Below are 25,538 nucleotides of genomic sequence, written 5' to 3'. Positions count from 1 at the left end.
AATCGCATGATAGCAATGTCGCGGAGGTACGTATTGATGCGACCTGTGTCGGGGGAATCGGTTGGGCAGCACACGCGCGTGCTGGTGTGCGTGTTCTGTCAGATGACGGTAAACTCATGGCCGTGCTTTCCCCAGGGTTGTAGCTGGGTGATAAGCGAAGTCCGTCAGGTGGCAGCCTGGCGGGCTTCATTCATTTATGGGGTCTATTGACCGAGAATAACACCGCTGTTACTGGATCGTCGCCGGTGTCACAGACCCGCACATGCCGGGCCGGGGCGCCGATGGCCCCGCCGGTCAGATGGTTCCGGTCCCCGACCCGGGAGACCGACCCGACAATGGTGCTCTTTTTGTTCCGACCTCCAATCGTCGGTGCCTTTTGGTCTGTTTGACTGTAAGCTGAGTCGACAACCACTAAAGGTCACCAAGACCATAAGGTTGATGAAAGGAGGAACGGTGTCCCCGCCCGAAACCCGTCTGGCTGTATCCACCGTGATCTTCGCCCTCCGCCCGGAGCCCGAGGCCACGCCATCCCTGTGGACCCCTTTCGTCAGACGGACCCGCGACCCGCACCTCGATCAGTGGGCCCTACCGGGAGGTTGGCTCCCCGCCGACGAAGGACTGGAGGAAGCCGCGTCCCGCACGCTAGCGGAGACCACCGGCCTACGACCCAGCTATCTCGAACAGCTCTACACGTTCGGCAACGTGGACCGCTCTCCCACCGGCAGGGTCGTCTCCGTCGTCTACTGGGCACTGCTCCGGACCGACGAGGCACAGCACGCGGGAGAACGGGAGAACGTCCGCTGGTTTCCGGCTGAGGATCTCCCCGATCTCGCGTTCGACCATCTGGAGATCGTCGACTACGCACTCGACCGTCTGCGCACCAAGGTCGAGTACTCGGCCATCGCCAGGTCCTTCCTCGGAGACACGTTCACTCTCGCCGAACTGCGGCACGTCCACGAAGCCGTTCTCGGCCATCCCCTGGACCCCGCGAACTTCCGACGCTCGATGATCTCCTCCCCCGACCTCGTCGACACCGGCCGGGTGCTCACCGGAACGCCCCACCGACCGCCCAAGCTCTACAGCTACCGTGCTCCGGGTCCAGCCCGCCCTTAGCACGGTTTTCGACCACCCCTGAACCGCATAACCGGAGGACCAGTACATCATGCCCACCCGAGAACCGACCGACCCACGCGAACACGCCTCCGTGGATCGGGCGCTACAGCTGATCACAGCCGGCACCCGCGCCGGATCGTCCTGCAGCAGCTCGCTCACCGAGGCCCCCTGGACGTTCGACGCCATCCCCGGATACGGACCCGGCGCATCAATGTCGGATCCGATCCCCGACGACGCTCCCCGACAGGGCAGCCTGCCGCCCGAATACCGGAAGGCCACCGACGAGGAACTCCACGGACGGATCCGCGCGGCGAAGGCCGCACTCGGCGAGAAGGTCGTCGTCCTCGGGCACTTCTACCAGCGTGACGAGATCGTCCAGCACGCCGATTTCGTCGGCGATTCCTTTCAGCTAGCGAACGCGGCGCGGACCCGACCCGCCGCCGAAGCCATCGTGTTCTGCGGCGTCCACTTCATGGCGGAGACCGCGGACATCGTCTCGGCGCCCCACCAGAAGGTCATCCTCCCGAATCTCGCCGCCGGCTGTTCGATGGCGGACATGGCCGAACTCGGTGCGGTCACCGACTGCTGGGAACAGCTGCACGAAATCTACGGATCGGCCACCGACCGTGACGGTCGCGCCCCGGTCGTCCCCGTCACCTACATGAACTCCTCGGCGGCGTTGAAGGCGTTCGTCGGTGAACACGGCGGCATCGTGTGCACGTCCTCCAATGCCGACGCGGTAGTGGAGTGGGCGTTCGAGCGCGGTCAGCGCGTCCTGTTCTTCCCCGACCAGCATCTCGGCCGCAACACCGGCCGCGCACGGGGAATCCCACTGACGCGGATGCCGCTCTGGAACCCGAACCTGCCGCTCGGCGGAAACACCCGGGAGCAGCTCCTCGAAGCCAGGATCCTGCTCTGGCACGGTTTCTGCTCCGTGCACCGGCGATTCACCGTCGACCAGATCGACCGTGCCCGCGCCGATTATCCGGACGCCCACGTCATCGTGCACCCGGAGTGTCCGATGGAGGTCGTCGACGCCGCGGACTCCGCCGGCTCCACCGACTTCATCGTCAAGGCGATCAACGCCGCTCCCCCGGGGTCCGTGTTCGCGATCGGCACCGAGATCAACCTCGTCCAGCGTCTGGCCGCCGAGCACCCCGAGCACACCATCTTCTGCCTGGATCCGGTGATCTGTCCTTGTTCGACCATGTACCGGATCCACCCGGGGTACCTCGCCTGGGTGCTCGAGTCCCTCGTCGAGGGTGACACCGTCAACCGCATCACCGTCGCCCCGGACACCGCCGAAAAGGCGGGTGTCGCCCTGGAACGCATGCTGTCCGTCGCACCCCGTCCGATGGCCGGATCGACCAGCGGAAAGGGGAACTGACCGTGTATCCGACCGCAGCACAGATCAACGGGATCATCGACGACGCCCTCAGCGAGGATGCCCCGTGGGGCGACCTGACCTCCGAGACACTGATCCCGGTCGACGCCCACGCCACCGCCACCCTCACCGCCCGTGAGGACGGCGTCTTCTCCGGCGGATCCGTGTTCACCGCCGCCTTCCTGCGCGTCGATCCCGGTGCACAGGTCGATATCCGGTTGGCGGACGGCGCCACCTTCTCTTCCGGTGACGTTCTCGCGGAGGTGTCCGGCTCCGCCAGATCGGTGCTCCGCGCGGAACGGATCAGCCTGAACCTCGTCCAACGCATGTCGGGGATCGCCACCCTCACCTCCCGGTACGTGGCCGCCGTGGCCGGCACCGGTGTCCGCATCGTCGACACCCGGAAAACGACTCCGGGACTGCGCCTGCTGGAGAAGAAGGCCGTCCGGGACGGTGGCGGTCACAACCACCGGGCCACGTTGTCCGATGCGGTCATGGTCAAGGACAATCATCTGGCGGTGCTGCTCGCCGAGGGGGTCTCGGTGACCGAAGCTCTCCGGTCGGCGCGTTCCCGGCTCCCCCACACGACCCACATCGAGGTGGAGGTCGACCGCGTCGACCAGATCCCCGATGTCCTCGCGGCAGGCGTCGACTCCATCATGCTGGACAACTTCAGCCTGGAGCAGCTGCGGGAGGGCGTGGCACTCATCGGCGGTGCGGCGATCGTCGAGGCCTCGGGGCAGGTTAGTCTGGACACGGTCACCGACATCGCCGGAACCGGGGTGGACGTGATCTCCGTCGGTGCGCTCACCCACGGCGTCCGTTCCCTGGACCTCGGCCTCGACGTGATCGTGCGGCCCTCCGGGGACGCCCGGTGAGCGTTCGGGACCTGATCTACCTCGATCACGCCGCCACCACGCCACCACGTCCCGAGGCACTGCGCGCGATGTGGCCGTTCCTCACCACGGAGTTCGGCAATCCGTCCAGCCACCACGGGGTCGGCGAGTCAGCTCGGGCCGGACTGGCGGCGGCGAGGCGCGCGATCGCGGACACGCTGGGGGTGCGACCGGACGAGCTGGTGTTCACCTCCGGGGGTACGGAGGCGGACAATCTCGCGGTCAAGGGCATCGCCCTCGGCGCCCTCTCCAGCGGCCGGCCTGCCCGTGTCCTCACCACCCGACTGGAGCACAGTGCGGTGGCTGGGAGCACCGCGTACCTGCGCAGGTTCCACGACATCGGGACGGACCACCTGACCTGCGACGGATCGGGCCTGGTTGACCCGGAGGAACTGGATTCACTGATCCGTCCCGACACGGTCCTGGTGTCGGTGCAGGCGGCCAACAACGAGGTCGGAACGGTCCAGGATCTCGAGGCCCTGTCCGCCGTGTGCCGGAGACACGGTGTCCCCCTGCACACCGATGCGGTGCAGGCCGCCGGGCAGCTGGACATCCGCCCTTCGGCGCTCGCGGTGGACGCGCTGTCACTGTCGGGGCACAAGCTCGGGGCTCCGAGGGGAACCGGGCTGGTGTGGCTGCGGTCATCGGTTCCCGTCGAACCCCTGATCCACGGTGGTGGCCAGCAACGGAGCCGCCGTTCCGGTTCGGAGGATGTGGCCGGTGCCGTCGCGCTGGCCACGGCCCTGGTCTCGGCGGAGTCGGAACGCGCATCGACGGCCGAACGGATGACCCGGCTGCGGGACGGGTTCATCGGGCGGGTGCTGGCGACGGTTCCCGGTGCACGGCTGACGGGTCACCCGACCCGCCGCCTACCCGGCAACGCGTCCTTCGTCATCGACGGCGTGAACGGCGAGACCGTGCTGATCGAGCTGGAGCGACGGGGCATCATCTGTTCCTCCGGCTCGGCGTGTGCCGCGGGATCCCAGGACCCCTCCCCCGTCCTGCTCGCGATGGGAATCGGGGAAGACCTCGCCCGCACGGCACTCCGATTCAGTCTGGGGCGGGCGACCACCGAAGCTGATCTCGCGGCCGCCGCCGGGGAGCTGGCGGCGGTGGTCGCCGCTCTCCGACACGGGTCCTGAGCCGGGGTCCCGCGGGGTCGGTCAGTCCCTGATGGGCATGCGGCGCACGATGGCGGCGTAGAGCGCCCCGGAGACGTTGGCCCAGATGGCGGCGATGGCGCCCGGGATCGCGGCCTCGGGGCTGAAGAACTGGGTGGCCAGCGCGGAGGCGAGCCCGGAGTTCTGGGTCGACACCTCGATGGCGGTCGTCCGGCAGGCCGCGGTCTTCTGGCCCAGTAGCTTCGGGGCGTAGTAGCCGACGAGGTAGCCGAGGAGATTCTGGATGATCACCCCGAGCAGGACGACTAGCCCGACCACAGCGAGCTTGTCTGCCGACAGCGCGACGACGACCATGAGGACCATTCCGATGGTGCCGATGGACAACCACGGGAGAACCGGGAGAATCATGTTGACGAAGCGGTCGAAGAACACCCTGAGGATGAGACCGAGACCGACCGGGATGAGCACCGTCTTGACCAGGGACCAGGTCATACCGCCTGCATCGACGTCAGCCTGGGCGTCAGCCAGGTAGAGCATCAGCATCGGCGTGACGATCGGAGAGAGCAGCGTGGAGACGCTGGTCATCGCCACGGACAACGCGACGTCTCCCTTGGCGAGGTAGGCGATGACGTTCGACGCCGTGCCGCCGGGAACGGACCCGAGCATGAGCAGGCCGACCGCCACCTCCGGTCCGAAGTTGAGTGCCTTGGCGACAACGACGGCGGACAGCGGCATGACGATGTACTGGGCGACGACGCCGAGGAAGATCGGCCAGGGTCGTTTCACCACTGTCCCGATGTCGGGCAGGGTCAGTGTGAGTCCCATGCAGAACATGATCACCATGAGTCCCGGCGAGATCCAGGACTTCAGCGGGATGAACGTGTCCGGCATGAGGTAGGCGATGAATGCGCCGATGATGACGACCGCCGGGAACGCGAGAACGGCGAGCGTCGCCGAGCGTTCCTCCATGTCGGCCGTCTCGGGCGGGTGCGGCGCACTGTGACTGTCGAGCAGGGACACGGGGCATTTCCTTCCACTGGTTTTTCTTCGCTGTGCCCGGCCTCGACGGCGCGGGCGGCTGCGGGCTCGGCGGTTGTCGGGTCGGCCGCAGTTCCGGGGCCAGGGTGGTGCCGCATCCGGTGAATGCCGACGCCCAGCGCGGAGGTGTTGCACCGGATCGTCAACTCCGGCTAACCGTAGTGCAACCATCACCGTCAGCTAAACGGGACAGCTCCCACGGCACCCCCTTTAAATCACCCCCGGAAACACCGATCCGTCTCGGGACGATTTCCGTAGTTGGAGATATCTCCAGACAAAGAGCAAGGTCAGCCTAATTTATATAGAGTCGAAAGAACTCCAGAGTGTGACGCCCGATGTCGTTTCATGCGCGTTAGACTGCATTCATGAAGAAGCTGCTGACTCCGGATCCCAGTCGTATCGGACGCCCCGAGGGTGCCTCCCCACAGCCGGACGCCGTCCCCGCCGAACGCGTGAACGGTGCCCCTGCTCCCCTACTCAAGGCACTGCAGACGCTCCTCGGCGCGGAGAACGTCTCCGGCCGGGTCAGCGATCTCATCCGCTACGCCTCGGACGCCAGCCCGTACCGCACCGTCCCGCAGATCGTGGTTCGGCCACGCAACGCCCACGACCTCGCGAGACTCATGCGTTTCGCGTCCCTGAACGACCGGAAGATCACGTTCCGGGCCGCCGGAACCTCCCTCAACGGGCAGGCCATGAGCGAGGACATCCTCGTCGACGTCAAGACCCACTTCACCGGTATGGAGGTACGCGACGGCGGGAAGCGCATCTGGTCGCGACCGGGTGTCGTCCTCGGGGACGCACAGGCGGTCCTCGCACGGCACGGCCACATGATCGGCCCCGATCCGGGCTCGACGTCCGTGTGCACCATCGGAGGGGTCCTCGCGGACAACGCCGGGGGAATGCGCTGCTCCCTCGAACGGGACAGCTACCACACGTTGGAGGAGGCCACCTTCGTCCTCCCCTCGGGCACCATCGTGGACACCACCGACCCCGGCGCGGAGGAGAAACTGGCGGCCGCCGAACCCGGACTCGTCGCCGGTCTACTCGCGCTGCGTGACGAGATCCGCCGGGACGAGGAGCTGGTCGGGTTCCTGCGCAGGAAGTTCTCCATCCGGAACACCAACGGACTGCGCCTCGACGCCTTCCTCGATGAGGACACCCCCGTCCGCATCCTCATGCGCCTGATGGTGGGGTCCGAGGGGATCTTCGGCGCGATCACCGAGTCCGTCATCCGCACCATCGAGCTGCCGCGGTACAAGGCAGTCTCCTGGGTGATGCTCCCCGACCTGCGGCAGGCGGCCTCCTATGTCGCGCCACTGATGGACACCGGTGCGCAGGCCTGTGAGCTGCTCGTCGCTCCGGTGCTGAAGCGCTCCGTCGACAACTTCCGCGAGGCGCCCGCCGAGTGGGCGGACATCGACGACAACACCGCGGCACTGCTCCTGGAGGTCGGCGGGACCTCCGAGGAGGAGCTCGACCGGGCGATCGCCGCGGCCCAGGACGTCCTCGCCGATGCGGCGCTACTCTCCCCGTTGTCCTTCGACCGCACACCGGAGGGCCAGCGCGGTGCGTGGAAGATCCGGAACGGCCTCTTCGGGCTGATCGGCGGGGATCGCCCGCAGGGCACTGCCCTGATCACCGAGGACGTCTGCTTCCCGCCCGCCATGGTCGGTCAGGGGGCGGCGGATCTTCTGGACCTGCTCTCCAGCTACGGCTACCCGGAGATGGTCATGGGCCACGCCGCGTTCGGCAACCTGCACTTCTTCCTGCTCCCCCGCCTGGACGACGACGGGGAGCGTGCGCACTACGCGAATTTCCTCGATGATCTCGCCCGACTCGTCATCGACGAGTACCAGGGGTCGCTGAAGGCCGAGCACGGCACCGGCGTCAACATGGCACCCTTCCTCCTCCGCGAGTGGGGTGAGCGCGCCTGGGAGCTGATGTGGCGGGTGAAGGAACTCATCGATCCCCGTGGCATTCTCGCCCCGAACGTCAAGCTCACCCGGAGCCAGGACATCCACCTCCAGCGATTCAAGTCCTTCCCCAGGGTCGAGGACGAGATCAACGCCTGTGTGGAATGCGGCTTCTGCGAACCGATCTGCCCCTCACGGCACGTCACGGTCACCCCTCGGCAGCGCATCGTCCTGCGACGGGAGATGGCCCGCCAGCCCGAGGGCAGCGAGCTGCTGGCCAAACTCCAGCAGGAGTACGCGTACGACGCTGTCGAGATGTGCGCGGCTGACGGAACGTGTGCCGTCGCGTGTCCCATCAGCATCGACACCGGCAAGGTCATGAAGATGTTCCGCGCCGCCGAACACGACGGCACCGCCGAGCACATCGCCCTCGGGACGGCACGCAACTTCCGGCACTTCGAGCGTGCGGCCCGGGGCGGGGTGAAGGCCGCGGAGCTTCTGGACGGAATCTCCGGAACCGGTGCCCTGCGCGGTGTCGCGAACGCGGGCCGTTCGGTGATCTCCTCCGACATCCTGCCGACCATCCCCGGCAAACTGCCGCACGCCGCCTCCCGGAGGATGCCGGTCACCGAGCGTGAGAACGCCAGTGCCGTCTACTTCCCCGCGTGCATCAACAGGATCTTCGGACGTCCCCACGGTGCACCGGCCGACCAGCTCGAACTACCCCGGGCGGTCGTCGAGCTCGGACGTCGGTCGGGTCGACCGGTATGGATCCCCGGGGATGTCGAGGGCAACTGCTGCGGTACCCCCTGGTCATCCAAGGGTTACACCAGTGGATTCGAGGACCGTGCCCGCGCCATAGCGGCCGACCTGTGGCGGTGGACCGACGGTGGTGTGCTGCCGGTGGTCGTCGACGCCGCGAGCTGCACGCACGGGCTCCTGGAGCAGGTTCCCGGGGCCCTCGACGGTGAACTCGCGGAGAACTTCTCCCGGATCCGGATACTCGATGTAGTCGACTGGTTGAGGGATGAGGTCGTCGACGGACTCACGTTCACCGATTCGGTGGGGAGGGTCGCGGTCCACCCGACCTGCTCGACCACCCACATGGGACTCAACGACGATCTCGTCGGCCTCGTACGGAGGGTCGCCGATGAGGTCGTCGTCCCGGACAAGGCGACCTGTTGCGGGACCGCCGGTGACCGCGGTCTGCTGCACCCGGAACTGGTCGAGTCCGCGACCCGGGAGGAACGCGCGGGGCTCACCGGACACTTCGATGCGTTCGTCTCCGACAACCGGACCTGTGAGATGGGGCTCGAGATGATCGCGGGCAAGCCCTACCAGAGCGTGGCATCCCTCCTGGAGAAGGCGTCCCGTCCCGTGGTGACCCCGTGACCCCGTGACCCCGGTATTCCCGTGGGAAGCAGGCCCTCCGGGCGCCTTCGACCGGTTCCGACCACCGGTCGCGGATGGTCCGCGGCGACCCCGGCCGTCACCACGGAGCCCACGGAGAAGGCAGGTGGACCCGCCCCCGGCGAATGGAGTGCGCCGACGACCGTTTCCCATGGAGTGGAATTCGGGTTCTGTACCGTGAAAAGAAAGGTGTATGATACTACCTGCTTTTGGTGTGGTGACACATCACCGCACCGGTCCCCACCACATCGTTGACTCCACAGGTCAGGGACACCAATCACCGATACACCTCTCCGCACGAAGGAACCCCCACTCCCATGACCGGAACCACCACCCCGGTATCCACCACCCGACCGCGCTTCGACCGACGTACGCGACGCCGGATCGTCATCGCCTCACTGGTGGGGACAACCGTCGAATTCTACGATTTCTACGCCTACGCGAGTGCAGCCGTCGCGGTCTTCCCGTACCTGTTCTTCCCCGCGAACGAGGACCACACCGTGGCTCTCCTCGCCTCTTTCGCGACCTTCGGGCTCGCATTCCTCGGCCGCCCCCTCGGTTCGGTCGTGTTCGGACATTTCGGTGACAGAATCGGCAGAAAGGCCACTCTCGTGGCGTCGTTGCTCACCATGGGTATCGCGACCTTCCTCATCGGTGTGCTACCGACCTACGCGATGGCGGGGGTCCTCGCGCCCGCACTGCTGGCGCTCATGCGCTTCTGCCAGGGACTCGGTCTGGGCGGGGAGTGGTCCGGCGCGGCACTGCTCGCCACGGAGACAGCCGAAAAGGGCAAGCGCGCCTGGGCGGCGATGTGGCCGCAGCTCGGAGCGCCTTTCGGATTCCTCGCCGCCAACGGACTCTTCCTGATCCTCGTGAGCACACTCGGGCACACCAACGGTGACACCACCGGAGCCTTCATGACATGGGGCTGGCGCATCCCGTTCCTGCTCTCGGCGGTCATGGTCGTCATCGGGCTCTACGTCCGCTTCAAACTGGAGGAGACCCCGGTGTTCACCAGTGCGGTCCAGAGCGGCAAGAAGGTGAATGCCCCGGTCGCCGAGGTATTCCGCACATCCTTCCGTCCGCTGGTGCTCGGAACATTCATCATGGTCAGCTGCTACACGTTGTTCTATCTCGTCACCACATGGGTCCTCTCCTACGGGATCGGCCCACGGGAGAAGGGGCTCGGACTGGGGATCAACTACACCGATTTCCTGAAGATCCAGCTGATCTCCATCTTCGCCTTCATCCTCGGTATCCTCCTCTCCGGACGGCTCGCTGATTCCCGGGGGCGCCGCCGGACGCTGAGCATCGTCTCACTGATGATGATCGGCTTCGGCCTGGTATTCCCGCTGTTCCTCAGCCCCGACACCGCCACCACCGGAAGCACTCTCGCGTTCCTGACCATCGGAATGTTCATCATGGGGCTGATCTTCGGCCCCATGTCCGCGGTGCTACCGGAGCTCTTCCCCACCAACGTCCGGTACACCGGCTCCGGAATCGCCTACAACCTGGCCTCAATCCTCGGCGCGGCGATCGCACCCTTCGTCGCCACCGCACTGGTCGCCGCCTTCGGTGTGGCATCCGTGGGTTTCTATCTGGCCGCGGTCTCGGTGATCTCCCTCATCGCGATCCGCTGCATGCACGAGACCCGCTACGTGGACATGACGGAGATCTAGTACCCAGCGCCTGCACACGTCACCGGAACCCGGGACGGGTGTACCCCCGACCACGACGGCCCGGTCACCCCGAACCACCGGTCGGCACACGCCCACCCGGGGTCAACGGACTCCACGGGTAACCGCCCGACGCCCCGTGTCGTATCATCGGGAAGAAAGCCACCCGAGAGGTGGATCGATTCCGTAGCGACCCGCGAACGGAACATTCAGATGGAGAGCAGGTGGCCGCCGTTGTTCGACGTGGACACACTAGTCAACTCGTTCGGTCTGCTCGGGATACTCGCCATCGTGTTCATGGAGACCGGCCTGCTCATCGGGTTCGTGTTCCCCGGAGACACGTTGCTCTTCACGGCCGGCATCATGGCCCACGCCGAGAATCCGTTTGCACCACTGTGGGTTCTGCTCATCGGGATCCCACTCGCCGCGATCCTCGGTGATCAGCTCGGGTTCCTCATAGGTCGACGCTACGGCCCCAGGGCACTGGATTCCCAGGCGATGAGGTGGATCGGTCCCGAGGCCGTCGAACGGACCAACCACTTCTTCGACCGTTTCGGACCCGCTACGGTGACGCTCGCCAGATTCGTGGCGGTCGTCCGCACCGTTACCCCGGTTGTCGCCGGGTTCTCATCCATGGCGCACCGGACGTTCACCTTCTATTCGGTGATCGGCAGCGTGCTGTGGGGCGCCGGGGTCACCTCCGCGGGGTATCTTCTCGGGGAGGTTCCCGTCGTACAGGAGTACATGCACTGGGTCATCGTCGTCGGGGTCTCCCTCGTCCTGTTCCCCATGCTCATCAAGACGGCGACCCTGCTCCGGCGCTCGCGCCGGGCGGTCGGACCGCAGCCCGGCAAGACCGACACTCCCGGAGCCCCGGCGCCGGGACGATGACCACCCCAGACACACACGAGGAGTAGACCATGACCGGCCGTCTGATTCTGGTCCGACACGGAGAAACGACAGCGAACATCCGGCATTCACTGGACACACGTCCTCCCGGAGCCCCGTTGACGGAACTCGGCCGCAGCCAGGCCGTCGAGGTGGGCCGACGACTCGCCGAGATGCTCGGGGCGGCGAACGGCGACCCGGGCCGACTCACGGGCGTGCACACCTCCGAGGCTCTCCGCGCGAGGACCACCGGCAAGCTGCTCGTCGAATCCCTCGAGCGACACGCCGGGCTCGCTTCCGGTACCGTGCCACTGACAACCCGCCCGGGGCTGCACGAATTCTCCGCCGGTGACCTCGAGGACATGACCGACATCACCTCGCTGGAGACCTTCCGCGCCGCCCATCTCGCGGCACTGAACGGGGACACCACCGGGATGCCCCCCGGAGGTGAGAACATCACCACGTTCCTGGGGCGCTACCGCCCGGTACTCGAGGGGATCGTACTGCGGGAGATGGCCCGGCGTCCGGACGGCGACGCGGTCGTCGTGGCCCACGCCTCGGCGATGCGCCTGTTCGCGCGCCACGCCACCGGAATCGCCGTTGAGGAGGCTCACCCGATCCCGAACACGGGGCTCGTCATCCTGGAACCCGGAGACTCCCCCTTCGGGCGTTGGCGGCTCATCTCCTGGGACCACTGACGGTCTCAGCGGTGCAGCGGTCGCCGCGAGGTCGCGGTGACCTGGACCGCGTCCAGCCAGCCCAACCGGAACATCGCCTCCATCAACGCCAGCTGGTAGTCCCACAGGCGCCGGAACACGATGTCGAACCCGTCCGCCGCGGCACTGCGCTCATTGGCCCTGAAAATCTCCCGCTGCAGGTGCAGGGTGGACTCGTAGTGGGGCGCGAAGTGGACCTCCGCGACTATCCGTAGTTCGGTCGACCGGTCCACGGCACGGTGCAGATCCTCCGTGGTGATGTGCTCGAGTGCGGGCCAGATGTAGGCCCGGGAGACCGCGAGGGCGTCACGTCCCGCACGGCGCATGCCCTCGGTGGCCACGACGCTCTGGAGGGCCGCGTATCCACCGGGGGCGAGCATCTGCTCCACGGTACGTAGGTAGTCGGACCTGCCGGAGGCACCGAGAACCTCCAGCTTCTCCACACTCACGAGCGAGTCGTACGTGCCCATCCAGTCCAGGCGCGTCGGGATCGGGTTCTTCGTCACGGTCACGTGTACTCGGCCACCGTCCACGTCGCGGTCGAGAAGCCCGCGGACCGTTCCGGCCAGTTCCGGATCAGCCGTGAGGCAATCGACGGTGGCGCCCCGTCGAGCCGCGGCGAGGGCCACCGTCCCCCCACCGCAGGGGAACTCGACGAGATCCGTCCCCCTGTGCACCCGCGCGGCGTCGAGCAGTGCCTCGGCGGCGCGTTGCTGTGCCTGACCGAGATCCGCCCGTTCCACCGCCACCGGTGGTGCGAGAGTCGTGATGTCGACGAAATGGCTGGACGGTTCGCTCCCCCGACCCGCACCGCGGACGAAGCTCGGTACCGAGGTCCGGACCGTCGTCGGCACCCCGGAGGAGAACCTGGCGCCGAACGCCGACATCCCGTCACCGGAGAAGTTACGGACGAGGTCCCCGGGAAGCTCACCACCGGCGTATCCTCCCGCAGCGACTCCCCTCGGCGAGCCCGACCGGAGCTTTCCCCGGGGCGCGAATCCGCAGTCGAGCAGGCCAGCCAGGCACGACACCAGGTCCCGGCTCCGCCATTCTCCGGCCATGTAGCCCTCGGCCAGTCCCAGCCAACCGCTGTCGGCCAGCCGCAGGAACAGCTCCTCGTTCTCCACGGTCAGATCGGCACCGCCCGGAGCCTCGGGGTCCAGGACGATACCGGCGGAGGCGCACGCGGCCGCGAACCGGGACTCCGCAGCAGCCGCCCGGTGGCGCAGGATCCGGTTGTCCGGCACGATCGCGACACCGGGCCATCTGGAAGCGTCGACGTGGACGAGATGAGCGGGGGTGTATCCCCCGAATGCGGGGCCGGGCATGGTTTCTGAATACTTCCGTTTTCGATGCGTTGGACTGTCGGGTGGTAGACGTCGGGTGGAGCACAGGGCAAGCGTGCGGCGATAGTAACCCGCGGCTGCCTGCGATCCCCGCAGACATCGCCCTGTGAGCCGGGGTGATGTGATTTATCCGACAACGTACTACGATGAAGCCCCGTACTGCCGCAGCCCGCTCCTGCGGCTCCAGATCCTTACCCAGGAGACAACACCTAAATGACTGACAAGCCTTTCCGTCCCGAGGGCGGCCGCCACCACGTCGTCGTCATCGGCTCGGGCTTCGGTGGCCTGTTCGCCGTCCAGAAACTCGCGGACGCCGACGTCGACGTCACCCTGATCGACCGCACCAACCACCACCTCTTCCAGCCACTGCTCTACCAGGTGGCCACCGGTATCCTCTCCTCCGGCGAGATCGCCCCGTCCACCCGCCAGATCCTCAAGGACCAGGACAACGTCCATGTCGTCAAGGGAGAGGTCACGGACATCGACGTCGACGGAAAGCTGGTCACCGCCCGACTGGGCGATTTCGAGCGCGCGTACGCCTACGATTCCCTGATCGTCGCCGCCGGTTCGAGCCAGTCCTACTTCGGTAACGATCAATTCGCCGAGTACGCCCCCGGCATGAAGTCCATCGACGACGCACTCGAGCTCCGCGCCCGGATCATCGGCGCCTTCGAACGTGCGGAGATCTGCACCGACCCGGTCGAGCGCGAACGCCTGCTCACCTTCGTCATCGTCGGCGCCGGCCCGACGGGCGTCGAGCTCGCCGGGCAGTTGGCGGAGATGGCGCACCGCACGCTCCGCGGCGAGTACTCGAACATCACCACGGAGAGCGCGAAGATCGTCCTTCTCGACGGCGCGCCCCAGGTACTGCCGCCCTTCGGGAAGCGTCTCGGGCGGAATGCGCAGCGCCAGCTGGAGAAGCTCGGCGTCACCGTGAAACTCAACGCCATGGTCACGGATGTCGATGAGAATGCGGTCACCTACAAGTCGATGGTCGACGACTCCGTCGAGACCATCCCCGCATTCTGCAAGATCTGGTCCGCCGGAGTGCAGGCCTCTCCGCTGGGTAAGCTCATCGCCGACCAGTGCGGTGTCGAGGCCGACCGCGCCGGGCGCGTACCCGTGAATCCCGACTGCACGGTCGGTGAGCACAGCGACGTCTTCATCGTGGGCGACATGATGTCGCTGAACAAACTCCCCGGAGTCGCGCAGGTCGCGATCCAGGCGGGCGAGTACTCGGCTGAACAGATCATCCGCACCGCCGAGGGCGCCCAGGCATCCGAGCGGGAGCCCTTCGAGTACCACGACAAGGGTTCGATGGCGACGGTCTCCCGCTTCTCCGCCGTGGTGAAGATCGGCAAGGTGGAGTTGACCGGGTTCTTCGCGTGGATCCTGTGGCTCGCCGTGCACCTGATGTTCCTCGTGGGCTTCCGGAACCGCTTCGTCGCCGCCGTGGCCTGGGGACTGAATGTGCTCTCTCGGAACCGCTGGCAGCTCGCCACCACCCGCCAGCAGATGCACGCCCGGACCGCACTCGCGAAGCTGCGAGACCTGGCGGGCGAAGAAGACGAACTCATCGAGGTCAAGGACACGGACCGGTTCAACGGCAGGGCCGGGAAAGCCTGATCCGGGTCCTCCACCGGTCCCGGACACCGGGACTGTGACGAACGACGGCCGGTCGCACCGGGATGATTCCGGTGCGACCGGCCGTACCATCGGCTCCCCCACCGGACGTCCCCCGGTGTCGCCCTCCGGGGGAACACGGTAGAGCATCACCCGCGCTCCACCGCCTGCATCCGATGACGGAACTGCCGCCCGGACCGCCGCTAGCTGCTCCGGTGCACTAGCACGGCGACCATGAAGTCGGAATCCGCGGTGAGCGGGTCGATCTCCCACGTCCCCCACCGGTGCTGGGGTTCCAGGCCGGCCTCAGCGGCATCGGCGATGAACTCGTCGAATCCGTAGCCGCGGCCGGCACCGAACCCGATCACCATCCGGCCGTCGGGCGCCAGGACTCCGGTCAACGCCCGGAGAGCGGCGAGCCGGCCGTCCACGGGCAGGAAGGTCATGACGTTTCCGGCGGAGACGATCAGGTCGTACTCTCCGTCGGGAACTTCGCCGGCGGTGAGGTCCCCGACCTCCCACCGGCTACCGGGGAAGTCCCTCTCCGCGTGGCCGATGAGCACCGGGTCCAGATCCACCCCCGTCACCTCGTGCCCGCGAGCGGCGAGCACGCCCCCGACCCTCCCGGTGCCGCAGCCCGCATCCAGGATCCGGGAACCCCGGTTCCGTGCGAGGGCATCCACCAGCCGGGCCTCACCGTCGAGGTCGCGGCCCTGTGCGGCGAACATACGCCACCTGGCCGCGTACTGCTCGGAGTGGTCGGGATTGGCTGCGATGACTTCTTTCCACGTGGGCATGGAATCCACGCTACCGACCCGAAGCCGAACCGACCGAACTTCGACTCAAAACGGCCGGAAAGGGTGTCCTAACCCACACGCGCGACTACATGCTATTCTCGGCGAAACCGTCCCCGAACCGAACGGCCGGCCAATGCCACGGCCGCCCCGATCACGAGGAGTTGCACAGTGACCGGTCTCGCCGAGAACCACTGGGGCCTCTATCTGAGCGCCGACCCGTCGGCCATGGTCTCCACCGATCGGACCGGGGAGGTGATCACCGAATCCGTCAGGGGCGGGGTCAGCGTGATCCAGTTGCGGAACCGGGCCGCGAGCGACGCGGTCTTCGCGGAACAGGCGCTGAGGATCCGTGGCGCGGTGTCCCGGACCATCGCCGATCCCGGCCCGCACACACCGTTCCATGTTCCGGTCTTCGTCCACGATCGTTTCCGCGTCGCACTCCGGCACGGCTTCCACCTGCACCTCGAGCACGCCGACATGGCCTACCCCGAAGCCCGCCGGCTGATGCCGGGTGAACTGATGATCGGTGTGTCCGTCGACGGGCCCGGGGAGCTCAGGACGCTCCTCGCCGACTGCGACGATTCCGGTGTCCGTGTTCCCGACGTGATCGGGATCGGCCCCGTCTGGGCGACCGACACGCGCCGCCGCCGGGCCCCATCGCTGGGGACGGATGTCGTCGACGATGTCGCCGGGATCGCCGTCGCCGCGGGTGTGACGACGATCGCCTTCGGAGGGATCACCCCCGACAACGTGGATAAGCTTGGCGCCACCGCCGTCGACGGGGTCTGCGTCTCCACCGTGCTGATGTCCGCCGACGACCCGTACGCGACCGCACGCACGCTGCTCAACCGGTTCCGCCCCACAGAAGTCCACCGCAGCTGACCGACCAGGAGAATTCGACGTGTCCCCAGCTCTGCCCCGAGTACTGTCAATCGCCGGCACCGACCCCAGTGGCGGGGCCGGGATCCACGCGGATCTGAAGTCGATCGCCGCCGCCGGCGGCTACGGCATGGCGGTGACGACGTCACTCGTCGCGCAGAACACCCGGGGAGTCCGCGAGGTCCACACGCCCCCACTGGAGTTCCTCTCCGCGCAGTTGGACGCCGTCTTCGATGACGTCGACGTCGACGCGGTCAAGATCGGAATGCTCGGAGACGCCGCCACCGTCGATCTGGTCCGCCGGTATCTCCACGACCACCGCCCCCGATGGATCATCCTCGATCCGGTGATGGTCGCCACCTCCGGAAACAGGCTGCTGGACGAGGCCGCGGAAGGCGCTCTCCGCGAGTTCGTGCGGGACGTCGACGTGGTGACCCCGAACATCCCCGAACTCGCCGTCCTGTGCGACGCGACCCCGGCCACGGACTTCACCGGGGCGATCGCGCAGGCCCGGATGCTCGCCTCCGAGACCGGCACCTCCGTGGTTGTCAAGGCCGGGCACCTGACCACCGTGGAGGCGGGAAACGCCCTCGTCGCCCCAGACGGGAACGTGCACACCGTGTCCGCCCCTCGACACGACACATCCTGCACACACGGGACCGGATGTTCACTGTCCTCCGCGTTGGCCACCCGACTGGCGGCCACCGAAGACCCGGAGAGTGCACTGGACTGGGCGACCGGCTGGCTCAATGAATCCATCGAACACGCACACCGGCTCGAGGTCGGCCACGGCCACGGCCCGGTCGACCACAGCCACCGGGCCCGCCGTCTCGCCCGGGCCGCGGACACCACCCCCTGGCGTCACCTGATCGCCCCCATGCCCTCCGGAGAGGCACCCGGGTCGCTGGTGATCGCCGCCGGGCGCACCGCGCCCGCACCGCGGGTCTCCCCGGCCGGCCCCTGGACCGCCGCACTCTGGGAGGCGACGGCTGACGTCTGGGCGGAGATCATGGATCTCCCACTGATCAAGGGACTTCGGGCGGGGACCCTCCGGGAGGAGGCATTCACGTTCTACCTGGACCAGGACGCCCACTATCTCGACGAGTACGCCCGGGCCCTGGCCGCACTGGCTGTCAGGGCCCCGGACACCGGGGACCAGATCGCCTGGGCCCAGAACGCCGTCGGATGCATCCTCGGCGAGGCCGAGCTGCACAGGGCCTGGCTCTCCGAGCGTGAGCGGATCGGCGGACCCTCCCCGATCACGAACGCCTACACCGACTTCCTGCGCGCGAGCACGCTGGGCGAGGACTACGTCGTCGGGGCGGCGGCGGTACTCCCCTGCTTCTGGCTGTACGTCGAGATCGGCCTGGAGCTGGCGGAACACAACCACCCGCAGCATCCGTACCACGCCTGGCTGACCGAGTACGCGGCCGAGGAGTTCGTCGCGGAAACGCGGGCCGCCGTGGAACGGGTGGAGCGGGCTCTCGCCGCAGCGTCCCCGGAACAGCGCGCCCGGGCGGCCCGCGCCTACCTCAGCGCCTGCGTCCACGAACGGGAGTTCTTCGACCAGGCCGACCGGTTCGGGATGTGACACGGTCCGGGTTCCCTCTCCGTGCCCTGCGGCTCATGGCCGCGGGCCGGTTGATCCCCAGGCGTACGGGGGTGTGCTCCGGCGCCTGTGACAGTTGCGGCCCGCCCCGTCGCGTCGACGGTCTGCCCCCCGGACCGATCCTCGCCGGACGGATCCCCTCGTGGGGGTCAATTCGGGGATCGCGGAGGTTCAGCCCGCCGGATTCCCGGATTCAATGATCGAATGCCGGGGCCGTCCGGTCCTGCGCCGGTCCCCGTGAATCCCGCTGAGGCGCGGCCCGGGGTTGCCGACAACGCCCCTGGCCCGCGGATCCGGAAGCGACATCGATTCCCACCGCCGGAGCGGCGGTGAGGCCACGAGGAAACCGCACTCGACCGACCGTGAAAGGACGAGTCCGAGGACCGCGATGGGGACGGCTCCGAGAACGACCCGGGGCAGCCCGCGAGTCGGAGCGGTCGCGTCCGCCGAGACCGGCCGGACCGATCCGCACAGGCGGTGTGGGGCCGAACGACACCGCCGCCTCGCACTGATCAACGGGATCCCTCGCCGTCGCCCCCCCCGTGTCCGGGGTGAACGGCCGATCCGTGAGCACCGGGAAAAGCCCTGTCCGATGTGCCGGACAGGGCTTCGTTTCTGTGGCGGGGTGGTCAACGCCCCCTCCCGGCGACCGGGAGGGGCCGCAGATCAGCTCCGGAGCGACAGGGTGCGGAGTCGGCTCCTCGCCGCCACCTGGCCGTTGTTCTTCATCGTGATCTCGATCAGCTGCGTCGTGCCGCCGACGTGGACGGGGACTGCCTCCACCTCGATCACTCCCGAAGTCACCGACTTGATGAAGTCCGTGTTGTTGTTCACTCCGACGGCGACCGCCTTCGCCGCGATGATCGCCATGATCGAGCCTGCGGATTCGGCGAGGAGTGCGAGCACACCGCCGTTGACGAGCCCGAACGGCTGCAGATGCTCGGGGCCGACCTTGAGCCGGGCCCGGACGCCCTTCGGACCGATCCGCGTGTAGCGGATGCCCATGTGCGGATCGACCCCGGGGTTGCTGCGGTTGACCTCGCCGATCTCCTCGGTCGTGAGATCACGTTCGGTTGCCTGCATGAGCATTTCTGTCAGTGTCGGGTCTGCTGGATTCATGCCGCCCAGCATAGTTCGCACCCGACCACCTGGGAACGCCCCGGGACACCGACCGGCGCGGATCATTGCGCGGACGGGATCACACGCACCGAACGCTGCGTGCTGCGGAGGATGAGGTCCCCGCGATTGGTGACGCTGACGTCGACGAGGGCTACCGAGTCACCGTCGTTGATGAATGTTCCGGTGATCTCGATCACCCCGGCGGCGATGTTGCGGCAGAATTCCCCCGTCACGTGCGCCACGTTGATCTGGTTTCCCCGCGCAGCGACGGCCGCGGTGACGCTGCCGACCGATTCGGCGACGGCGAGGCACACCGCTCGGGAGACGTTGCTCCCACCGCAGTCGAGGTGGTCCGAGGTGATGTGCATTTCCGCCCGGACACCGTCGGGCGTGATCTCCAGGTACCGGAGGCCGAGGAGGCGATCGATTCCGCCGTTCAGATCGCCGAACCGGGCGAGTTCCCGCATGTGCAGCGGGCGGTCGGCGGCGAGTGCGAGAAGCTGGTTCAGAGTGAGGTTGCTGGCATCCATAGCCACCAACCATAAACCCGTCCGGCTCCGCCGGGTGAACCGGTCGACCACGGGGAGCGTGAGACGCCACAACCTGCACCCGGTGCCCGCTAAGGGCCCTCGGGTGCCCGGTCGGACACAGTTAGCGGGTACGATGTGGAGACATGACTGACCAGAAGCACCTCGCCCAGATCGGCGTCGTCGGACTCGCTGTGATGGGATCGAACATCGCCCGGAACTTCGCCCGCCACGGACACACGGTCGCGGTGTACAACCGCAGCCCCGAACGCACCGACGTCCTCATCGCCGATCACGGTGACGAGGGCACCTTCATCCCCGCGAAGACGATCGATGAATTCGTCTCCTCCCTGCAGCGCCCGCGTCGCGCCCTCATCATGGTCCAGGCCGGCCGAGCGACCGATGCGGTCATCGGCCAACTCGCCGACGCCATGGAGGAAGGCGACATCATCATCGACGGCGGCAACAGCCTCTACACGGACACGATCCGTCGTGAAGCGGAGATGCGGGCCCGTGGCCTGCACTTCGTCGGAGCGGGCATCTCCGGTGGTGAGGAAGGTGCCCTGAACGGCCCCGCCATCATGCCGGGTGGTCCCGCGGAATCCTACGAATCCCTCGGTCCGCTGCTCGAATCCATCGCCGCCGAGGTCGACGGTGTCCCCTGCTGCACGCACATCGGCCCCGACGGCGCCGGACACTTCGTCAAGATGGTGCACAACGGCATCGAGTACGCCGACATGCAGGTCATCGGCGAGGCCTACCACCTGCTCCGCTACGCGGTCGGCATGGAGCCGAAGGAGATCGCCGGTGTGTTCCGCGAATGGAACACCGGTGACCTCAACTCGTACCTGGTGGAGATCACCGCCGAGGTCCTCGACCAGGTCGACGCCGAAACCGGCCGACCGTTGATCGACGTCATCGTCGATGCCGCGGGCCAGAAGGGAACCGGCAGGTGGACGGTGAAGGCCGCACTCGATCTCGGGGTCCCCGTGACCGCCATCGGCGAGGCCGTGTTCGCCCGCGCGCTCTCGGGTGCCCGCGCGCAGCGTTCCGCGACGACGGGCGTACTGCCCTCCGGCAACGTCGCCGGCCCGGTGTCCGCCGATGAGCGCGAGCGTTTCGTGGAGGACGTGCGCCGTGCGCTCTACGCCTCGAAGCTCGTCGCCTACGCGCAGGGTTTCGACGAGATCCGGGCCGGCTCCGAGGAACACGGCTGGAACGTCGACCCCCGGGACCTCGCGACGATCTGGCGCGGCGGCTGCATCATCCGTGCCACCTTCCTGAACCGCATCCGGGACGCGTACGACGCGGATCCCGACATCGAGTCCCTTCTGCTCGACTCCTACTTCACCGGCGAAATGGTCGATCTGGTCGATTCCTGGCGCCGGGTCGTCATCAACGCAACGCGCCAGGGCCTGCCGGTCCCGGTGTTCGCGTCATCACTGTCCTACTATGACAGTCTCCGTGCAGAACGGCTTCCCGCCGCTCTGATCCAGGGGCAACGAGACTACTTCGGTGCCCACACCTATGAAAGAACTGACCGTCCCGGCCACTTCCACACGGAATGGTCCGGAGACAGGTCTGAGGTCCAAGCCTAAATGACATCCTTTTCCGATCTCGGTCTGCCCACCCCCGTCGTCCACGAACTGAAACGACAGGGCATCACCGAACCCTTCCCCATCCAGGCCGCCGCGATACCCGATGCACTCAGCGGCCGTGACGTGCTGGGCCGCGGCCCGACCGGCTCGGGCAAGACCTTCACCTTCGGTCTCCCCATGCTGACCCGGCTCGCGAAATCCGGCGCCTCCAAGCCAGGGCGCCCTCGCGGACTGGTCCTCGTCCCCACCCGGGAACTCGCGGCCCAGGTCAAGGAGCGCCTGGACGCTCCCGCACAGGCCCTGGGTCTCCGGGTGCTCGAGGTCGTCGGCGGCGTGAACATCAAGCGCAACATCAGCGCACTCGCCCGACCCGTCGATCTCCTCGTCGCGACCCCGGGTCGCGCCCAGGATCTGGTCAACCAGAAGATCCTTTCCTTCAGCGACATCGAGATCACCGCCCTCGATGAGGCGGACCAGATGGCCGACATGGGTTTCCTCCCGCAGGTGCGCAAGCTGATGGATCTCACCCCGGAGAGCGGCCAACGGTTGCTCTTCTCCGCGACGCTGGACGGTGACGTGACCAAACTGGTCAACCGCTACCTGCACGATCCGGTGACCCACTCCACCGCCCCCGTCGGGGCATCGGTGGACACCATGTCCCATCACCGGCTCCTCGTCGGTGACCGCGACAACCGTGGAGAGGTCGCCGCGGAGATCGCCGCCCGGGCCGGCCGTACGATCATGTTCATGCGCACCAAGCACGGCGTGGACCGGCAGGTCAAGAAGTTCCGCCGGGTCGGCATCAACGCCGTCGGCCTCCACGGTGACAAGGGACAGAACACCCGCGCAAACGCGCTGGCCGGTTTCTCCGACGGATCGATCCCGGTTCTCGTCGCCACCGACATCGCCGCCCGCGGCATCGACATCAACGACGTATCCCTCGTCGTCCACATCGATCCGCCGGCAGAGCACAAGGCCTACCTCCACCGCGCCGGACGAACCGCCCGGGCCGGAGAGAAGGGGACCGTGGTCACACTCGTCACCGATGAGCAGGTAGCCGAGGTCCGTACGCTGTTCAAGAAGGCGGGCGTCACCGCGGATGAGATCAGGGTGACGCCCTCCTCCCCCGAACTCGCGACGATCACCGGTGCCCGTCCCCCGTCAGGCGAGCCGCTGACCAATCCCGGTGCGAAACAGCAGCAGTCCCGCGGCCAGGGTCGTGGCGGCGCCCGGGGTGTCCCCCCGAAGCGCCGACGTTCCGCAAGACCCGCAGGCGATCCGGCGGCTAGGGGAAACGGACAGGGGCGCGGTAAGGTCTCCCCCAGCGCTGAACGATCCGCCGACCGCAAGCCCCGGCCGGAGCCCGGTTCAGACGGCACCCCGCGTCGTCGCCGCCGACGCCGCTGACCGCGACGTTCCTCCACTCCCACGATTGGTCCATGGACATACTCCTCAGCATCCTCGCCCTGGTCGGGTTCATCGCTCTGACCGTCGGGACCGGTTTCTTCGTCGCCATCGAATTCGCCCTCACAGGTCTGGAACGCTCCAGCATCGAGAACCACGTGGCGAACAGGGGCGACGCCCGGGCCCGGAACATCCAGAAGGCGCACAACGACCTCTCCTTCGAGTTGTCGGGTGCGCAGCTCGGTATCACCATCACGACCCTCGCCACGGGTTACCTCGCGGAACCCGTGCTCGCTCGGTTCTTCGACCCGGTGCTCGAACTGCTCGGCCTGAGCGAAGCGGCCGCACGCCCCATCGCCCTGGTTCTGGCGATGGTCGCCGCGACGCTGCTGTCCATGGTCTACGGCGAGCTCGTACCGAAGAACATGGCGATCACCGATCCCCTCACCGCGGCCCGGGTCACCGTCGGGCCCGTCCGCATCTTCAACAAGATCTTCAAGTGGTTCATCAACTCCCTGAACTCGACCGCCAACTGGCTGGTCCGGAAGATGGGTATCGAGCCCGCGGATGAACTCGCCTCGGCACGAAGTGCCCAGGAACTCGGTGCTCTGGTCCGCAACTCCGCGAAGCACGGTGGTCTCGACCAGTCAAAGGCCGTCATGCTCGACCGGAGCCTCAAGTTCGGTGAGGCCACCGCCGAGGAGTTCATGACACCGCGATCCACCATCGAGGACCTCGACGTCGATGACACCGTCGAGGATCTGCTCAACCTGGCGCTGACGACCGGTCACTCCCGGTTCCCGGTGACCGACGGTGACCTCGACGCGACGGTCGGGGTGGTCCACGTCAAGGAGGCGTTCGCCGTGCCCAGGGAGAATCGCGCGAAGACCAGTCTGCGGACCCTCGCCCGGCCGATCCCCGTGGTTCCCGCCAGCCTCGACGGCGACGCGGTACTCAACGCGGTCCGCTCCGCGGGATCACAGGTCGTTCTGGTCGCCGACGAGTACGGCGGCACCGCGGGAATCGTCACCATCGAGGACGTCGTCGAGGAGATTCTCGGCGAGGTCTACGATGAGCACGACGACGCCGAGGCGGAGCGCGACTACGTGCAGAACGGCGCCAACTGGGACGTCTCCGGCCTCGTCCGGGTCGACGACCTCCCGGAGAAGACCGGTTACTTCGCCCCGGACGGCCCCTACGAGACCCTCGGCGGCCTCATCATGGCCACCCTGGGCCGCATTCCCCGGGCCGGGGACATCGTTCTGCTCCCGCAGACCGAGCGCGATTCGATGGACGAGTTCGAGTCCGGCATCACCGGCCGTTGGCTGGCGCGGGTCACGGTCATGGATGAGCGGCGCGTCGACCGCGTCTACCTCACCCCCATCTCCGACGAGGAAGCGGGTCAGTACGCATGAGCGACTATTCAGCGGTGCTGTTCGCCGTCCTCCTCTTATTCATCAACGCCTTCTTCGTCGGTGCCGAGTTCTCGCTGATCTCGTCCCGTCGGGACCGGCTCGATTCCCTCATCGCACAGGGCAAGACCCGTGCCCGGAGCGTGCTCCGGGCGTCCGAGCACCTGTCGATGATGCTCGCCGGCGCACAGTTCGGCATCACGATCGCCTCCCTGCTTCTGGGTAAGGTCGCGGAACCCGCGATCGCGCACATCATCGAGGGCCCCGCCCACGCCCTCGGGCTGCCGGACGATCTCCTCCATCCGGTCGCCTTCGCGGTCGCCCTCGGCATCGTCACCTACCTGCACATCGTGCTCGGCGAGATGGTGCCGAAGAACATCGCGCTCGCCGGCCCGGAGACCGTGGCGATGATCCTCGTGCCCCCGCACATGCTGTTCGTCAAGCTCACCCGGCCCGTCATCGTCGCGATGAACTGGTTCGCAGGCGTCACCCTCCGGATGTTCGGAATCGAGCAGCGGGAGGAGATGGATTCCTCCGTCGGCCCGCAGCAGCTCGCGACGATGATCACCGAATCCCGGTCCGAGGGCCTGCTCGACGCGGAGGAGCACGCCCGTCTCAACAAGGCGCTCCGCTCCGACAACCGGACCATCCGGGAGGTCCTGATCGCCTGTCCGGACGTCCGGACGCTCGATTTCGCGGCCAAGGGCCCGACCCTGGGGGCGGTGGAACACGCCGTCAGCGAAACCGGGTACTCCCGTTTCCCGGTCACCGGTGTCGCCGGCAACTATGTCGGGTACATCCACGTCAAGGACATCCTGGACCGGATGGTGTGCCCGGACGCGACGCTCAACGACGTCGTCAAGCAGTCCGAGCTCCGTCCTCTCATCACGGTCGAGGCCGCCGGAACACTCGATGACACGATGAGGCTCATGCGCCGGCGGTCCGCCCACATGGCGCAGGTCCGTGACGAGCGCGGCGAACTCATCGGTATCGTCACCCTCGAGGACCTCATCGAGGAGTTCGTCGGTACCGTGCGGGACTGGACCCACGAGGAGGACTGATCCTT

18 protein-coding genes and 1 pseudogene are annotated in these 25,538 nt (G+C 67.2%); 14 read left to right on the top strand and 5 right to left on the bottom strand.

All coding sequences use genetic code 11. The annotated features are described in order from the left end of the window. Positions 1–453: 453 nt before the first annotated feature. Genes KRX55_RS09755 through KRX55_RS09740 form a run of 4 tightly spaced genes read left to right on the top strand, consistent with a single transcriptional unit; the run spans position 454 to position 4,535 of the window. Complete coding sequence (locus tag KRX55_RS09755; RefSeq protein ID WP_248094846.1) at positions 454–1,113, top strand: NUDIX hydrolase; 660 nt, start codon at positions 454–456, stop codon at positions 1,111–1,113. Positions 1,114–1,162: 49 nt separating this feature from the next. Beyond that, positions 1,163–2,500, top strand: coding sequence for a quinolinate synthase NadA (nadA, locus tag KRX55_RS09750; RefSeq protein WP_218407541.1), 1,338 nt, complete (start codon positions 1,163–1,165; stop codon positions 2,498–2,500). A gap of 2 nt (positions 2,501–2,502) precedes the next feature. Continuing rightward, complete coding sequence (nadC, locus tag KRX55_RS09745; protein WP_370625819.1) at positions 2,503–3,375, top strand: carboxylating nicotinate-nucleotide diphosphorylase; 873 nt, start codon at positions 2,503–2,505, stop codon at positions 3,373–3,375. Then, positions 3,372–4,535, top strand: a complete 1,164-nt coding sequence (locus tag KRX55_RS09740) for a cysteine desulfurase family protein (protein ID WP_370625818.1) — start codon at positions 3,372–3,374, stop codon at positions 4,533–4,535. The genes nadC and KRX55_RS09740 overlap by 4 nt, the downstream gene beginning before the upstream one ends. Positions 4,536–4,556: 21 nt before the next feature. Here the strand turns inward: KRX55_RS09740 and KRX55_RS09735 are convergent, their stop codons facing one another. After that, positions 4,557–5,534, bottom strand: a complete 978-nt coding sequence (locus KRX55_RS09735; protein ID WP_248094834.1) for a bile acid:sodium symporter family protein — start codon at positions 5,532–5,534, stop codon at positions 4,557–4,559. 383 nt (positions 5,535–5,917) lie between these two features. Between KRX55_RS09735 and KRX55_RS09730 the strand changes: the two genes are divergently transcribed. The 4 genes from KRX55_RS09730 to KRX55_RS09715 all read left to right on the top strand — a co-directional run bounded on the left by KRX55_RS09730 (position 5,918) and on the right by KRX55_RS09715 (position 12,140). Further along, positions 5,918–8,860, top strand: coding sequence for an FAD-binding and (Fe-S)-binding domain-containing protein (locus tag KRX55_RS09730; protein WP_218407540.1), 2,943 nt, complete (start codon positions 5,918–5,920; stop codon positions 8,858–8,860). Between the two features lie 335 nt (positions 8,861–9,195). Next, positions 9,196–10,557, top strand: coding sequence for an MFS transporter (locus tag KRX55_RS09725; protein ID WP_200257447.1), 1,362 nt, complete (start codon positions 9,196–9,198; stop codon positions 10,555–10,557). A 210-nt stretch (positions 10,558–10,767) separates the two neighbouring features. Then, positions 10,768–11,445 carry a DedA family protein gene (locus KRX55_RS09720; protein WP_255567744.1) on the top strand — a complete coding sequence of 226 codons (678 nt, stop codon included), beginning with the start codon at positions 10,768–10,770 and terminating at the stop codon, positions 11,443–11,445. A gap of 29 nt (positions 11,446–11,474) precedes the next feature. Beyond that, positions 11,475–12,140 carry a histidine phosphatase family protein gene (locus KRX55_RS09715; protein WP_218407539.1) on the top strand — a complete coding sequence of 222 codons (666 nt, stop codon included), beginning with the start codon at positions 11,475–11,477 and terminating at the stop codon, positions 12,138–12,140. A 5-nt stretch (positions 12,141–12,145) separates the two neighbouring features. On the opposite strand, the gene KRX55_RS09710 is transcribed toward KRX55_RS09715, so the two are convergent. Next, entirely contained in the window at positions 12,146–13,486 is a 1,341-nt protein-coding gene (locus KRX55_RS09710; RefSeq protein ID WP_218407538.1) for a class I SAM-dependent methyltransferase, read from the bottom strand. Positions 13,487–13,717: 231 nt separating this feature from the next. On the opposite strand from KRX55_RS09710, the gene KRX55_RS09705 reads away from it, so the two are divergent. Continuing rightward, positions 13,718–15,130: an NAD(P)/FAD-dependent oxidoreductase gene (locus tag KRX55_RS09705; protein ID WP_218407537.1), complete on the top strand. Its 1,413-nt coding sequence runs from the start codon at positions 13,718–13,720 to the stop codon at positions 15,128–15,130. 200 nt (positions 15,131–15,330) lie between these two features. Here the strand turns inward: KRX55_RS09705 and KRX55_RS09700 are convergent, their stop codons facing one another. Further along, the gene (locus KRX55_RS09700) at positions 15,331–15,924 is read right to left on the bottom strand and encodes a class I SAM-dependent DNA methyltransferase (RefSeq protein WP_218407536.1); all 594 of its coding nucleotides are present in this window, start codon (positions 15,922–15,924) and stop codon (positions 15,331–15,333) included. A gap of 225 nt (positions 15,925–16,149) precedes the next feature. Between KRX55_RS09700 and KRX55_RS09690 the strand changes: the two are divergent. Further along, positions 16,150–18,394: pseudogene (locus KRX55_RS09690) on the top strand (bifunctional hydroxymethylpyrimidine kinase/phosphomethylpyrimidine kinase). A 684-nt stretch (positions 18,395–19,078) separates the two neighbouring features. Here the strand turns inward: KRX55_RS09690 and KRX55_RS09685 are convergent. Further along, positions 19,079–19,531 carry a PaaI family thioesterase gene (locus KRX55_RS09685; RefSeq protein WP_218407533.1) on the bottom strand — a complete coding sequence of 151 codons (453 nt, stop codon included), beginning with the start codon at positions 19,529–19,531 and terminating at the stop codon, positions 19,079–19,081. Positions 19,532–19,593: 62 nt separating this feature from the next. Then, positions 19,594–20,061, bottom strand: coding sequence for a PaaI family thioesterase (locus KRX55_RS09680; RefSeq protein WP_218407532.1), 468 nt, complete (start codon positions 20,059–20,061; stop codon positions 19,594–19,596). A 143-nt stretch (positions 20,062–20,204) separates the two neighbouring features. Here KRX55_RS09680 and gndA point away from each other — a divergent pair, with 143 nt between their 5' ends. The 4 genes from gndA to KRX55_RS09660 are packed head-to-tail and all read left to right on the top strand — an operon-like array spanning position 20,205 to position 25,533. After that, on the top strand, positions 20,205–21,656 hold the full coding sequence (gene gndA, locus KRX55_RS09675; protein ID WP_218407531.1) for an NADP-dependent phosphogluconate dehydrogenase: 1,452 nt from the start codon (positions 20,205–20,207) through the stop codon (positions 21,654–21,656). Further along, a complete protein-coding gene (locus KRX55_RS09670; protein ID WP_218407530.1) occupies positions 21,657–23,063 on the top strand; it encodes a DEAD/DEAH box helicase in 1,407 nt (468 codons plus the stop codon). Positions 23,064–23,095: 32 nt separating this feature from the next. Continuing rightward, positions 23,096–24,475, top strand: a complete 1,380-nt coding sequence (locus KRX55_RS09665) for a hemolysin family protein (protein ID WP_218407529.1) — start codon at positions 23,096–23,098, stop codon at positions 24,473–24,475. Then, the gene (locus tag KRX55_RS09660) at positions 24,472–25,533 is read left to right on the top strand and encodes a hemolysin family protein (RefSeq protein ID WP_218407528.1); all 1,062 of its coding nucleotides are present in this window, start codon (positions 24,472–24,474) and stop codon (positions 25,531–25,533) included. The genes KRX55_RS09665 and KRX55_RS09660 overlap by 4 nt, the downstream gene beginning before the upstream one ends. The last annotated feature ends 5 nt before the right edge of the window (positions 25,534–25,538 follow it).

The sequence above is a fragment of the Corynebacterium sp. TAE3-ERU16 genome, from assembly GCF_019209935.1.
GTDB lineage: Bacteria > Actinomycetota > Actinomycetes > Mycobacteriales > Mycobacteriaceae > Corynebacterium > Corynebacterium antarcticum.
The sequence above is the reverse complement of the archived record's forward strand: the minus strand, read 5'-3'. Positions and strand labels throughout refer to the sequence as shown.

Bases quoted from the DNA above. Each gene is read 5' to 3' on its own strand.
- nadA (WP_218407541.1), top strand. From the start codon at position 1,163: ATGCCCACCCGAGAACCGACCGACCCACGCGAACACGCCTCCGTGGAT.
- KRX55_RS09730 (WP_218407540.1), top strand. From the start codon at position 5,918: ATGAAGAAGCTGCTGACTCCGGATCCCAGTCGTATCGGACGCCCCGAG.
- KRX55_RS09725 (WP_200257447.1), top strand. From the start codon at position 9,196: ATGACCGGAACCACCACCCCGGTATCCACCACCCGACCGCGCTTCGAC.
- KRX55_RS09720 (WP_255567744.1), top strand. From the start codon at position 10,768: ATGGAGAGCAGGTGGCCGCCGTTGTTCGACGTGGACACACTAGTCAAC.
- KRX55_RS09715 (WP_218407539.1), top strand. From the start codon at position 11,475: ATGACCGGCCGTCTGATTCTGGTCCGACACGGAGAAACGACAGCGAAC.
- KRX55_RS09710 (WP_218407538.1), bottom strand. From the start codon at position 13,486: ATGCCCGGCCCCGCATTCGGGGGATACACCCCCGCTCATCTCGTCCAC.
- KRX55_RS09705 (WP_218407537.1), top strand. From the start codon at position 13,718: ATGACTGACAAGCCTTTCCGTCCCGAGGGCGGCCGCCACCACGTCGTC.
- KRX55_RS09700 (WP_218407536.1), bottom strand. From the start codon at position 15,924: ATGCCCACGTGGAAAGAAGTCATCGCAGCCAATCCCGACCACTCCGAG.
- KRX55_RS09685 (WP_218407533.1), bottom strand. From the start codon at position 19,531: ATGAATCCAGCAGACCCGACACTGACAGAAATGCTCATGCAGGCAACC.
- KRX55_RS09680 (WP_218407532.1), bottom strand. From the start codon at position 20,061: ATGGATGCCAGCAACCTCACTCTGAACCAGCTTCTCGCACTCGCCGCC.
- gndA (WP_218407531.1), top strand. From the start codon at position 20,205: ATGACTGACCAGAAGCACCTCGCCCAGATCGGCGTCGTCGGACTCGCT.
- KRX55_RS09670 (WP_218407530.1), top strand. From the start codon at position 21,657: ATGACATCCTTTTCCGATCTCGGTCTGCCCACCCCCGTCGTCCACGAA.
- KRX55_RS09665 (WP_218407529.1), top strand. From the start codon at position 23,096: ATGGACATACTCCTCAGCATCCTCGCCCTGGTCGGGTTCATCGCTCTG.
- KRX55_RS09660 (WP_218407528.1), top strand. From the start codon at position 24,472: ATGAGCGACTATTCAGCGGTGCTGTTCGCCGTCCTCCTCTTATTCATC.